General features: G+C 60.0%; 10 protein-coding genes. 9 read left to right on the top strand and 1 reads right to left on the bottom strand.

The window, feature by feature from the left end:
• Positions 1-117: 117 nt before the first annotated feature.
• The 8 genes from BLR63_RS09150 (at position 118) to BLR63_RS09185 (ending at position 11,462) form a co-directional block, all read left to right on the top strand.
• Complete coding sequence (locus tag BLR63_RS09150) at positions 118-5,280, top strand: dermonecrotic toxin domain-containing protein (RefSeq protein ID WP_010564721.1); 5,163 nt, start codon at positions 118-120, stop codon at positions 5,278-5,280.
• 186 nt (positions 5,281-5,466) lie between these two features.
• Complete coding sequence (locus BLR63_RS09155; RefSeq protein ID WP_010564722.1) at positions 5,467-6,462, top strand: FecR family protein; 996 nt, start codon at positions 5,467-5,469, stop codon at positions 6,460-6,462.
• Positions 6,463-6,791: 329 nt separating this feature from the next.
• Complete coding sequence (locus tag BLR63_RS09160; RefSeq protein WP_010564723.1) at positions 6,792-7,241, top strand: hypothetical protein; 450 nt, start codon at positions 6,792-6,794, stop codon at positions 7,239-7,241.
• Between the two features lies 1 nt (position 7,242).
• On the top strand, positions 7,243-7,806 hold the full coding sequence (locus BLR63_RS09165) for a hypothetical protein (RefSeq protein WP_010564724.1): 564 nt from the start codon (positions 7,243-7,245) through the stop codon (positions 7,804-7,806).
• Positions 7,807-8,025: 219 nt separating this feature from the next.
• Positions 8,026-8,580: a heme utilization protein gene (locus BLR63_RS09170; protein WP_231998152.1), complete on the top strand. Its 555-nt coding sequence runs from the start codon at positions 8,026-8,028 to the stop codon at positions 8,578-8,580.
• A gap of 63 nt (positions 8,581-8,643) precedes the next feature.
• Positions 8,644-9,321 (top strand): C39 family peptidase, encoded by a 678-nt coding sequence (locus BLR63_RS09175; protein WP_010564726.1) that lies wholly within the window; start codon positions 8,644-8,646, stop codon positions 9,319-9,321.
• Between the two features lie 36 nt (positions 9,322-9,357).
• Positions 9,358-10,107 (top strand): hypothetical protein, encoded by a 750-nt coding sequence (locus BLR63_RS09180; RefSeq protein ID WP_010564727.1) that lies wholly within the window; start codon positions 9,358-9,360, stop codon positions 10,105-10,107.
• Positions 10,108-10,157: 50 nt separating this feature from the next.
• Entirely contained in the window at positions 10,158-11,462 is a 1,305-nt protein-coding gene (locus BLR63_RS09185; protein ID WP_010564728.1) for a transporter, read from the top strand.
• Between the two features lie 141 nt (positions 11,463-11,603).
• Here BLR63_RS09185 and BLR63_RS09190 read toward each other — a convergent pair whose 3' ends face one another.
• Positions 11,604-12,929, bottom strand: a complete 1,326-nt coding sequence (locus tag BLR63_RS09190) for a sigma-54 dependent transcriptional regulator (protein ID WP_010564729.1) — start codon at positions 12,927-12,929, stop codon at positions 11,604-11,606.
• 357 nt (positions 12,930-13,286) lie between these two features.
• On the opposite strand from BLR63_RS09190, the gene BLR63_RS09195 reads away from it, so the two are divergent.
• Positions 13,287-13,547 (top strand): hypothetical protein, encoded by a 261-nt coding sequence (locus tag BLR63_RS09195; RefSeq protein ID WP_010564730.1) that lies wholly within the window; start codon positions 13,287-13,289, stop codon positions 13,545-13,547.
• Positions 13,548-13,561: the final 14 nt, after the last annotated feature.

A 13,561-nucleotide genomic window follows, 5' to 3' on the forward strand; every position in this document is an offset into this window, starting at 1 on the left:
GTACGTGCCTGCTGTCAACGGGCGCTTACAGCCCACCCCAGTTATGTAACGCCATGACGCCCCCGCCCGCGCCCAACCTTGAGGCTTCTTGATCGCCTCAATGCTGGAGAGTGCCCTATGGCCAGCGTCACCCCGCCGTACTTTTTCGATGAGTTCCTGCATACCGTCAAACGCAGGACCCCGACGCCGAGGGAGCGCGAACTCGGGTTTACCGTCAAGGATCTTGAATGGCTGCACACGCTGTATTACGCCACCGACGCAGCGCGTATGGACAGTACGACGCACGGCAAGCCCATGCGCGTGGAAAGGTTGCTGGTCAACCTTGCCGGCCAGCCCGCGCTGGCGCTGGCGGGTAGCTTCATGATGAGCCCGACGCCCGACGATGCCAAAGCCGTGCTCTACACCCCCTATGGCGGCCTGGAGCTGTTCGACAGCCACGCCGACCTGCTCGATAGCGTGGCCGAGCGCCTGAAGCAACCGCGCCAGCGCAGCGATTTGCTGCGGTTCTTGTCTATCGGCGAGCGGGACGCACTGCCGGTGGACGCGCAGTTGACCCTCACCACCGCCGTGATCCAGGGCGCGGTGATGCAGGACCAGGAGCACGCCATCCTGGCGGGGCAGCACAAAAATGCCGTGGCGATGCTCGATGAGCTGCGCAAACTCCCCAGCCTGCGCCAGATGCTCGACACGTTGCTTGGAGTCATGGCGCGCCCGTATTTTCCCGGTCTGAATCAGGCCGACACCCGCGTGAATGCCTTCAGCCGTGCCTCGGCGGAAACACACAGCCAATCGGTCGGCTCGGAACCGTTACGCGACGCGTTGTTGCGTTTTTACGTGCAGCACGCCTGGCCAGCCGATCAAACCCATACGTTTGTCAACCTTGCCCATGACACCCGTGCGTTTACCCAGGAGCAATTGGCCGACGACCAGCAGCGCTGGGACAACGTGATCGAACACACCAGCGGGATTCTCTCGACCCTCTTGAACAGCCTGCTGCAAACCTATTGGAATGAAGAATCCAACGGCCGCCAGTCACGCCTGCGCTTGTTCACACGGGGCCTGCGCGACAAGTTTCGCGCCGACCTGTTGCTCAAGCATCAAGCCACGATCCTGTCCACCGCAGAAAGCCAGACACTGCAGGCCCTGTTCCTTCCGGATCATGCCGCGCGCAGCGCTTTTGCCAGCCACCTGAACATCGAAAAGGTGCGGGCCCATGCCCCTTTCCAGCATCACGTCGACCTGGCCAGCACCTTGATGATGAGCAATGCCCACGCATACCTCTACACCCAATCGCGCGGTTTGCAGGTCCTCGAGAACCTCGATGACCTGCGCGATACCCTGCTGAGCATGCTCAAGGCCGCCGGGCACGAAGATGAGTTGCTCAACTTCCTGTCCCTGGACGAACGCAGTGTGTTCATCGGCATGGAGCACATACAGGTGACCGGCAAACCTATCGCTGGCGATGTGTTCCAGGAAATGGTCGAGGACATCATCGCCAAGCAGAGCGATAACCTGGAGCACGCCCTCGGGGTGTATCGACGCAGCGCCGGCGGGGTCAACCTGGCCGCCCTGCTCGACAGCGCCCTGGACGTGCGCAGCATGCTCGACAGCCGCCTGCAAGCGCTGGATGCCGGCGGACGCTGGAGCGTGCACCCCATCACCAGCGCCAGCGGCCGTCCGAGCACGGTCCAGGCAGAAAAAGCCAAGGATCACCTGCAACGCCTGCAAAGCGTCGAGGCGGCAATGGCGATGGAACGCAATAAACAACCGACCCTGCGAGACCTGGCAAGCCGTGCGCTGGACGCAGAACTGGCCCGCAACCGGTTGGACCTCTCGTCCGCCGACGTCTACATCAATACCTATGCCAGCCACGCCGACGAGCGCGAAGAGCGCCTGCCGCAACGGTCTTCGAGCATGGTCGAGCACTTCATCGCTCGCCTGGCGCGGCAAGCCGAGGGCCTGACCGATAGCCCCCTGACCGGGCTCTACGGGCCGCGCCGCGAAGGCGCCGCCTACAAACTGCACAATCTGGGCGCAAAACGCTTCAATGCGATCATCGAAACGATCCTGGCCACCTTTGCCGATCACGACCTGCATACGCTGCCGCAGGTGCTGCTGGACAATAACCGCGCCAATCTGAGCCATGCCATGTTGCAGGGCCTCAGCGGTGAAGTGGCACTGCGGCGGCTGCATAAAAGCCTGTCGCCCGCCAATCTCGCGTTACTCGACAGCGTTTTTCACGCCGATGCCATGACCCGTCTGAAGCGCTACGGCTTGAACGGGTTCATCCCGGATGCGTTTGGCCTGACCGTTGAAATCGGTAGCGAATCCGCGCCAGCGGCCCTGGCCCATTGTTTTGTAATCACCGAACGTGGCGGCCTGGACCCCGATCATTCGGGCGCGGCGCTGTTGTGGACACCCCGGCGCGGCTTTGAAGCCTTCACCTCGGTCAAGGTATTGCGCGAGGTCATCGAGCGACGTTTGCAAGATCCCCTGGAACGCCTGCCCCTGATAGAGAACCTGCCGGTCTCCAAGCGCGTGCCTCATCAAGCTTTTCATCTGGGGCCGCTACGCCGCATCGACGAGCATCTGCTGCATGACCGCCAACAGACCCACAGTGACTTCACTCGGGATGAAATTGACTCCCTACGCTCGATGAAACTCGACGCCAGCCGCTTTCAGGACTGCATGGACAACCTGATCCGCCGCGCACCGCCGACCAACCTGCAGCGCGACATTGCCCTGGCGCGCGCCATGATCCATCAGCAAGCGCTGCCGGTATGGCTGGGCATGGCGCGGCCCCATGAGCAAATCCTGCATGCCGAGCTGCTTGAGCAGTACCGCATCAACGCCCTCCAGGAGCAGGACTATCTGCACAGCATCACGCCCCTGCGCGAGCAGGTCATGAGCAGCCTCTCGACCTTGCTCGACGCACGCTTCCCCGGCCAACTGAGCAACCCGGATCACGTGCTGATCCCCGGCCGCCTGGACCTGCAAGGCAACATCCAGACCCTGACCGAATTTGCCCTGCGGCACTTGCCCGGGCTGCGCGCCGACGACATCCGCCCACGCTCGCGAACCGCCACGCCGCTGCCAGCCACACTGGACGGCGCCGCCGTGGTGCAACTGGTTCGCCAGTTGGACCTGAAAAGCCTCTACCAGAAACGCCTCGCCACCCATCTCGAGGGCCAGACCGAAGACAGCCGCGAGCGTCGCCGATTGTTCTGTCGGCAGTTGCCCTGGCAAGTGCTGCAATACGCCCACGAACAAACACTGCAGGAACGACTGTCGGCGTCGGCCTGGGGCTTGATCCAGCAAGTCTTCGATATGCCTGACGCCCTGGCCCGCGCGGCGGTGCCGGGCGCAACGGCGATCATTCGCCCGCTCGAACTGATCGCCACCCCCGGCGCCTCGCAGGCCTTGGCCCTGGGCTGCTACCTGATAGACGCGCAGCCCGAAGGCGCCGGGCCGCTGGTGCTGTTTGCGCCCTACAGCCCCCAGCATTTACTCAAGGAATATGCGAACGAAGAGGCATTCATCAAAGCGTTCACCACCCCCGGCTCCCTCCAGGACTGGGTCGTAGAGCGGTTACCGGCCGCCCATCAAGCCACCTACCGCAACTTGCTGCGCCAACAGTGGAGCCGAGGACTGTCGGAAATCCGGCTCGGTCTGTCGCCCATCACCGGCAACCTGTTGAACCGGCTGTTCAAGGACAACAGCACAATGCTGCAACAGATGTTGGGTTGCCAGTTTTCGCCATCGGGCCAGGCACAATGGGATGCCGTGACCAGCCTGCTGATCCAGGAGATCCCCAAAGGCTTGCAGTTCATGGCCGGTAAACTGGCGTTCCCGCTGGTGGTATGGCGCAGCTACCAACTGTTCCAGACCTCCGCTGAAGACCTGCAGCAACACCGCTGGCAACACGCGCTCAAAACCTTTGCCGGCGGCGTGGCCGAATTGGCGTCCTTGCGCCAGGAACTGGACCAACTGTTCCCTCAGGATACGGCGCCGCCGGAGCCCGTCCCTTTGGAACAATGGCTGCAAGCCCCCGTGCCAGAAGCGCCGAGCCTGGCCGAACTGGATCTGACCGCCCCAGCACGCACGCAGTTACAAACGTTTGAACACCACGAAGTGGCCTTGGAAGACCTGGAAAAACGCGCACCAACCCGCCCTTATCAAAATAAGACTGGTACCGGGCATTTCGTACCGCTGGACGGCAAGGTGTACCCGGTGAAACAAGCCGGTGAACACTGGCGCCTGAGCACCGGCGAGCGGCACGGACCCTATGTACAGTGCAATGCCCAGGGCCAGTGGACGCTGGACCTCGACCGGCATCAGCCGCGCTATGGCAAAACGTTGAGTCGCTACGCTGGGCGGTCTCATACCCCATCCGCCGTGCGCGAGAGCATCAATATCGAAGCGGTGGGCATCCGGGAAATCGCGGCGTTATCCAGTTGGAAAGCGCAGTGCATAGATGAGGCGCTCAATGTTGCGACGTACTATGCGGTCAACTGTAAACGCAACCTGCTCCACTTCGTGGAGCGTCTGGATCCCGGCAGCCGGCTCGGGCAGTTTTTCAGTGAGTTGTTCGGCATCGTCACGATGACACCCGACCAGGTGCGAAGAGTCGAGCGGCGAATCGACGAGTTGCTCGATGAGCTGACCAACCACACCCTGACCGGCCCCCACTCACAACGCTTTGTCAGCGGCACCCATCGCTACAGCCCGCAAAGCACATTCGCGTTCGTACTGCCCGACGACCCCGACAACCGAATCTACTTGCTGGACCGCTTTTTCGATCCGCCCATGGACATTTATCAGAACCGCTTGAGCACGCCGTTCAACATCTGCGCCCATGCCCGGGCGACGGTGTTGATCCACGAGATCACGCACATCAAGTCCCTGACCGAAGACCTCGCCTACCTGGACAGCATGCGGCCGTTCCACGACCTGATAAACGTGGACATCCGCGGTGCGCGGCTGATGCAGACCGACCTTGCCAACTTGCGCGACACCGCGCTGTCGACCTTGACGCCAGCCACGCTGCTGTTCAAGACCTGGGATGAATTCAGCCATCAATGGGAGGATTTCGGCCGACATCGCTCGACCTCGTCGCAAAAGAGCAAAGTCCTTGGCACCACGGGCGGGCGCACACTCGACGACGCGCGGGAAATCTTCATGAGCAACGCGGACAAACGTATAGACACGATTCTGGCCAATGCCGACTCGGTGACTTACATGATCAGTCAGCTCGGTCGAGAACTGGATGCGGGCGCCTGAGCAACGCGGCGGTTGCACACGGAGCGACTAAGGATTTCTTCAGCATTTCGTATTCCGCTGTGGGATTGTTCGGAGTTTTTAGGTAATACCTGACGGGAATGACTGCCAATTGATGTTCAATCGCCATGACGGCTGTTCTCGCCACCGGCCCCGGGAGGTTAGAATGTGCGAAATCAGGATGAGTAAATGAGCGAAAAGTCCCTTTCAGAAGCCGAATATGACGCGATCACCGACGCTGCGGCGCATTGGTGTATGCGCTTGCATGCGAGTGATTGCACTGCGGGCGAACGTCAGGCTTTCGCGCAGTGGCACGATTCAGACCCGCTGCACGCCTTCGAATATGCGGCCATGCTCGAAATCTGGGACGTCGCCGACCACCTGCCGCGCAACGCAACCCCGCCGGTGGTGGTGCCCTTCAAACCCCGCAGCCGGGCGCGCCGTTACGCAGTAGCCGCGGCGATTTGCCTCGCCGCGCTGCCCCTGGCGGCGTTTACCGGTTGGGAAGCCGGCTGGCTGCCGAGTTCCTACGAACGCTTCCAGGCCGCCGATGGCTTACGCCAGGTGACCCTGAGCGATGGCAGCCAGGTGGAACTCAACCTGGGCACCGAGCTGGTCTACAGCCACTACAAAGACCAGCGCCGGGTCACGCTGAAAAAGGGCGAAGCGTTCTTCAACGTCAGCCATGACAGCGCCCACCCGTTTATCGTGCGGGCCGGCGAAGGCCAGGTACGGGTCACGGGCACCCAGTTCAACGTGTGGAAGTACGAAGACCAGGTGCGGGTGATGTTGCTCGAAGGCTCGGTGCAGATTGCCAGCGACCCGGTGCACGGCAGCGTGCCCCTGAGCCCCGGCATGCAGGCCAGCTATCAACAGGGCGACGCCACGCCCCACGTACGCGCGATCATGCCCGATGACACCGCCCTGGCCTGGCGCCAGGGCAAGCTGATCCTCGACAACCTGGCCCTGGCCGATGCGTTGCCGCTGATCAACCGCTACCTGAGCAAACCGGTGATGCTGGCGGACGCCAACACCGGGGCGATTCGTATCGGCGGCATCTACGATATCCACGAAGTCGACAACCTCATTCCCTCCCTGCCCAAGGTATTGCCGGTCTACCTGACCCAGAACCAGGACGGCAACCCCGTACTCAACGCCATCCCCCGTAAAGCGCCCAAAGGCTAAGCCCGACCGCCAGGCTCGGGCTTTTTTGCGCCTGTTGTGTCCATTTTTTTTACAGCTCGCTCCCCTGAACGGCCCGCCCTGAGCGGTGTCATCGTTTTGTCATGCACGGTGTTACAGCACTGATACAACCAGGTGAAGCGATTGTGCAATGGCTGAATAGGTACCGCCGCGAGGCGGACTGTTTCACCCTTGAAACAGCGCTGGTATCGCCTTGCCCCGCCATAACGATAAGCCCCTGAATAACCACGACAAATTAAAAGCGGCACGGCTTCTGCTCTATCCCTGACAGCGCTGTTTAGGGTCAGCGCGAAGAAAAAAGGAATAGTGCCGTGGTCACTCACACTCAAGGTTCATTGAACCTGCTCCTGATCAGCTGCGTACTCAGTACCAGCCTGAGCCTGCCAGCGCTTGCGGCAGGTGACGGTGAGATCGTGATTGAACGGGCTGTCCGTGGCCATATGTATGGTCGCACTTCTGGTTCCGACCCAAGCCCCACCACCGCCAATACCAACCCCTCTGCGCTGATCCTGCGGGCGTCGAACACCGAACTGAACGACAACGATATCGCCAGGATCGCCAGCGGCACCGGCATCACACGCACCGTTCTGCCTGGCGGCAACCTTCCCGGATTTGACAACAACGGCGCCGGTCTCGGCCTGGGTGCGGGCAGTGCAGCCAGCCACAGTGGTGGCAGCAGCATCTCGAATACGATCAATGGCGCACTCTCCAGCGGCCTCGCCCCGCTGAACAACGTCAGCAGCATGGTAGGAGGACATTGAGATGAACCATTCCTGGATGCTGCTTGCCGTGTTCGGTTGCGCCGCCGCGATGGCCGACAGCGATAACAACGCGACGGTCAATAACTCAGGCACCCACTACAACGGCGTGGTCACGATCAACCAGGCCGCCGGCGACCAGCAGCAACTGAGCAACAACGTGGTCATCGCGGTAGGCCGCAACGCCCAGGCGCATATCGCCGTCACCCAGAAAAACAGCGGCGCTCCCGCCGACCGCTCGCTGAACGCCAAGGCGAGCATCCAAGGCAACTCATTCAGCAATGGCAACGGTGTACTGAGCGTCAATCAGTCGGCCGGGGCCCAGAACCAATCGATCAATGCCGTGCGAATCAGCATCAATGCCGGTCCGCAAAGCATCGATGACAGCATCATGTCGCAACAGACCGTTGCGCTTGCAACAGACTCAGGGTCGACCCCTACCACTGGCAGCCGCCAAGTCGTTACCAGCGACCAGGCCTTCACCGGCAGCCGTGGAGTGGTACAGGTCACCCAGAGCGCCGGGGTGGGGAACCGAGTGGCTAACACCCTGAACCTACGACTCAACTGAAGGAGCTGAGTCGACCGCAGGACCGTACCAACACTTAACCAACTAATAGAAGCAAGGAGATACACCATGAAACCTACAATGGCTCTTAAACCACTGGCTTTCGCTCTCGCTGCTCTCATGGCTGTTGCTGCTCAAGCGAGTCCACCTAGCTATCATCCACAACCGCCAACTGTCGCTGCTGCGGCAGCCAATGACGGTCAAAGCAACCATGGCAACGTGGTGATCAATGACAAAACCGAAAACAACGCGTCGGCCAATGAGTCGTACAACCACAGCAGTGGCGTAGCCAACGGCAACGTTCTCAGCGGTGACAACAACCAAGGCAAAAACGACGTAGTCGTTCAGTCCGCCGATGCTGATTTCGTGTTCGCCTCCGTGAACTCCGCACAATCGAACACCGGTAACCTGGTGATCAACAGCGGCACCAAAAACAATGCTTCCCTCAACGATAGCGGTAACAACGCTTCGGGCATCATTCAGTTGAACGCTGCCGCGGGCACTTCCAACCAAGCCAGCAACAGCACTGTCGTTCAGTCGAACAAAGCGGGTAACGGCGGCCTGGCAACCGTCAATGGCACGCAGGAAGTATCCAGCAACCTGACCCTCAACATCGCCGCCAGCGGCCATGGCTGGAGCACCAAGCCTGTCGTCAACAACGCCAGCGTGAACAGCTCGATGAACTACAGCTCCGGGGTGTCGAACTCCAACGTTCTGTCGGGTAGCAACAACCAAGGTCAGAACAACGTAGTCGTGCAATCCACCACTCGCTTCTGATCCTGACGAGGGCCTTGGCAACAAGGCCCTTTTTCATTCCCGTGTCCAACAGGTCATACGATCATGCGCCTCGTTGCCGCCTTCCTTCTGTTAGCACTCACCGGCCCGACCTGGGCAGCGCAAATGGGCGTGGTCATGCCCGGTGGTGGGTTGATCTATAAAAAGGTCGAAAGCATTCGCGAGCGCAAGTTTTCCAACCTGGTGGAACAGAAAACCGATTTCAGCTGTGGCGCCGCCGCGCTGGCGATCATCATGCGTCAAGCGTATTGGATGGATGTGGACGAAGACCACGTCATCAAGGGCATGCTGGTTAACGCCGACCAGGACCTGGTACGTACCCAGGGCTTCTCGATGCTCGACATGAAGCGCTACCTGGAAAGCATCGGCATGCGGGCCAAGGGTTATCGCATCACGCCGGAAGTCCTGATCACCGTGAAAGTACCCGTTGTGGTACTGCTGGAGATCCGCGGCTACAAGCACTTTGTCGTGTTGCAGCGCGCCGACAAGGACTGGGTCTATATCGGTGACCCTGTGCTGGGCCACAAGCGTTATACAAAGGACGATTTCATCAAGGGCTGGAACGGCATTGTGTTTGCCGTATTGGGTGAAGGCTACGACAAGGCCAACGCCCTGCTCTCGCCGCCCGCGCCGTTGACCGCCAAAGACAAACTGAACGAGTTCAGCCCGGTGCGCGACAGCGAACTGATGGATTTCGGTTTCATCCAAAGCGACTTCTTCTAGAAGCGCACAAGGAGCAGGACGCTCCAGGAGCACACGATGAACACTTACCGTTGGCTGACGGTCATGTGCCTGGCAGCCTCAATGCCCGCTTACGCATCAACGGCCTTCAAGCCTATCGAACTCAAGGATTCGGAAATGGCGAATCTACGCGGTCGGTATGTGATGCCCGGGCGAATCATCAGTTTCGGCATTGTCATGAGCAGCACCTGGACCAACTCTGCCGGGGCCAGCGTCACAGGCAGTGCCACCATGCAGATCGACAAATCGACCGTCACCCCGCAGTTCTACGTGCAGATTACCGGTAGCGACGGCAATGGCGGCACCCAGCAACCCAATGGCACCGGTACCGTCGTAGGCGGCACCGGATTGGGCAGCGGCCAAGGCGTGACCCAAAGCGTACGCGCCGCCGGTGACGGCAACACTGCCAACAACGCGGTCGACGTCAACGTCACGCAAAACGGCCTGGCGCCGGCGAACTACGCCCAATCCGGCGAGGCCCTGGTGGCCGGTCAAGCGATTACCGGCAGTACCACCGCCGGCCAAGTCACCGTCTCGGCCAAGAACGGCGGGCTGCAAATGTCGCTCCTGGCCAATAACAATCAAGGCAATGTCATCCAGCAAATCGGCGGTGGCAACGTCCTGCAAGGCACGGTGATCCAGGGCAACAGCAATATGATCAATAACCTGACCCAACTTAACGTGGTAATGGGCAACACCGGTCTTAACAACATCACGCGAAACCTTAACTTAGATCAACTTAAAGGCCTACGCACGAACGGCTATTGAACTACGCTGAGCCACGACACTTACGCAGTTAGAATGGGACGGCTGACTTCATGCATCGATCTTTATCGCTACGTGCCGTGATTTGTTTGAGTACGCTCCTGCCCGCATCTATCTTGTATGCCGCGCCGGATACCGACATTGAAACGCTGAAACAAGAACTTCTGGAGCTCAAGCAACGCTACGAAGTGCAGCAAAAAGCACTGGCAGTGCTGGAGCAACGGGTCCGGCAGGTGGAAGATCAGCCTGCGACGCCCGCGCCCAAGCGCCTGGTCAAATCCCCCGCCGACCTCAGAAAAGGCACCACGGTGGCGGGCGCGCCAGGGGTTGGCGCTGGCGCAGCGTCAGGCGGTGCCGGTGGCGGCAGCTCCTATGGGCAAAGCCTCAAGGATGATTCGACCCCCGCGCAGAGCGTCAGCAACTTGTACAACGAGGCCAGCGGCTTTTTCGGCAATGGCAAGTTCAGCTTCGAGACGGGCCTCACCTACGCCCGTTACGACGCGCGCCAGCTGACCCTCAACGGCTTTCTGGCGCTGGACTCGATTTTCCTCGGCAATATCAACCTGGACCGGATCAAGGCGGATAACTGGACCCTGGACCTGACCGGGCGCTACAACGTCGATAACCGTTGGCAGTTCGATATAAACGTGCCGGTGGTGTATCGCGAATCGACCTACCAGTCAGGCGGGGCCAACAACAGTGGCACCACGACGTCGGAAGAATCGGTCACACGCAACCCGACCCTGGGCGACGTCAATTTCGGCATTGCCTACAAATTCCTCGACGAAACCGACAGCTTGCCGGACGCGGTCGTATCGTTACGGGTCAAGGCGCCTACGGGTAAAGAGCCCTATGGCATCAAGCTGGTCGAATCGCAAAACAATAACAACCTGTACGTGCCGGAAAGCCTGCCCACGGGTAACGGCGTCTGGTCGGTCACGCCGGGCATTTCCCTGGTCAAGACCTTTGACCCGGCGGTCCTGTTCGGTTCGTTTTCCTACACCCACAACTTCGAGGACTCCTTCAGCGATATCAGCTCCAATGTCGGCCAGAAAGTCGGTGGCAAGGTCAACCTGGGTGACAGCTTCCAGTTGGGTGTCGGTGTAGCGTTCGCGCTGAACGAGAAGATGAGTATGTCGTTCTCGGTATCCGACCTGGTGCAACGCAGGAGCAAGCTCAAGCCTGATGGCGGCGACTGGCAGTCGGTGGTGTCCAGCGATGGCAACGCTGGCTACTTCAACGTGGGCATGACCATTGCGGCATCGCCGAACCTGACCATCGTGCCGAACCTGGCGATCGGGATGACGGATGATGCGCCGGACTTTACGTTTAGCTTGAAGTTTCCGTATTACTTTTGATTGGGGTTGAGGGGCTGCTTTGCAGCCCTGCGCGGGGCAAGCCCGCTTGCCAGAGGAGGACCGCTTGAGATAGGCGGTCTGGACATAAGGAAAAGCCCCGCAACGATAAGGGTCGTTGCGGGGCTTTTCGGTTTACCCGCCCTAGCGGATCTGGTGTTTGTGCAGCAACCGGTAGAACGTCGGCCGGGAAATCCCCAGGACACGGGCCGCGACGCTCATGTTGTCGCTGTGCCGGTTGAGCACATCGCACAGCGCCTGACGCTCGGCGCGCTGCTTATAGTCTTCCAGTGTAGCCATCGGCGGCGAAATTGCCTGCACGCCTTGCAATCCCAGATCAGCGGCCTCGATCTGCCGTCCTTCGGCAAGTACCAGGCCACGACGCACGCGGTTGGCCAGCTCCCTGACATTCCCCGGCCAAGCATGCTCACCCATGGCGACCAGGGCATCGTCACTGAAGCTACGGGGGCGGCGTCCGGTTTCCTGGCTGTAGAAACGCGAGAAATGGTTGGCCAGCATCGCTATATCGCCATGGCGTTCACGCAAGGGAGCGGTGACCACCTGCAAGACATTGAGGCGGTAATACAGGTCTTCGCGAAAAGCGCCCTTCGCCACTGCGGCCTCCAGGTCGACGTGGGTCGCGGCCAATACCCGCACATCAACGGGAATCGGCTGGCTACCCCCCACGCGCTCGATCTGTTTCTCCTGTAGGAAACGCAGCAGATTGGCTTGCAGCTCCATCGGCAAATCACCGATTTCATCCAGGAACAGCGTTCCGCCATTGGCTGCCTCGATACGCCCGATCTTGCGCTGATGGGCGCCGGTGAATGCGCCCTTCTCGTGGCCGAACAGCTCCGATTGGATCAAGTGTTCAGGGATCGCTCCGCAGTTGATCGCCACAAACGGCTTGGCATGGCGCTGGGATTGACGGTGCAGGGTCTTGGCCACCAGCTCTTTACCGGTGCCGCTGTCGCCCCGGATCAACACCGGGGATTCGGTGGGCGCCAATTTGGACAACAGTTTGCGCAATTCGCGAATCGGCCGACTGTCACCCAGCAATTCATGCTCCGGTTCATCCACCTGCGTGTAGCCCTTGCCCCGCAGGCGCGCCATGCCGAACGCACGGCCCAGGGTGACCTGCACGCGGGCGACATCGAACGGCAAGGTATGGAAGTCGAAGAACCATTCGCAGACAAAATCACCCACGTTCTGCAAACGCAGTACGTCCTGGCTGAGTACCGCAATCCACTCGGTGCCGCTGCGGCCGATCAGCTCTTTGACCGCTTCGGGGCGCTCAAGGTGGTAGGGCTGCAAACGCAGCAGGCCAACGTCGCAGGAGCGGTCCCCCACGGACTCCAGCGCACAGCTGTCGACCTCCCAGCCGGCGGCGCGCAGGCCGGGCAATAACGCGTAGCAGTCGTCACAGGGGTCGACCACAAGCAAGCGGCGCGGCGCAGGTGTAACACTCATGACTATTCCTTGGCGTCAAAATTGCTGGGTTTATTAGCGACAAAGTTATTTAGAAACAAGGGTTTGTGACGCCTGATCTTTACACTAGCAAGGTCTTGACGCGGTGCTTGTACCGTTTAGCTATAAGTACGGGCAAAACTCACCCATTGATGTTTTCGGCGAAAAGTTACGCACCACTGAAACTTTCATTCGGCTTTCAAAACAGCCGCTTACATGATCCCTATCAGGGAAAGTTAAAATTTCTCGCACTAACATGTGACCCGTACCCGGTCATCGTGCATCAGTACAAGTAACCCGCCGCACGGTCAGCCCAACCGCCGGCAATCACCTGAATGGGCAATGAGAGAGAAGACCCGCATGAACGCTCCGCTCCGCATCAACGAAGCTCTTTTGATCGCAGACCGTGCTTTCCAGCCCTTTCAGTGTGTGGCCTGGCAAGATGGCAATGGCGCTCTCAGCCTGAGCGTCATCGACCGCACCAATAACCGTATTGGCAGTAAACAATTGTCGTCGAGCACTTATACCGATCCGGCGCAATTGGAAAACTTGCTCTTGCAAGCCCGCGCTGAACTCGACAAACATGGCTACCAGTTGCAATCCTGGGCCATGCCGAAGTAATTCAAGGCTGTAAC

The sequence above is a fragment of the Pseudomonas extremaustralis genome (assembly GCF_900102035.1).
GTDB lineage: Bacteria > Pseudomonadota > Gammaproteobacteria > Pseudomonadales > Pseudomonadaceae > Aquipseudomonas > Aquipseudomonas extremaustralis.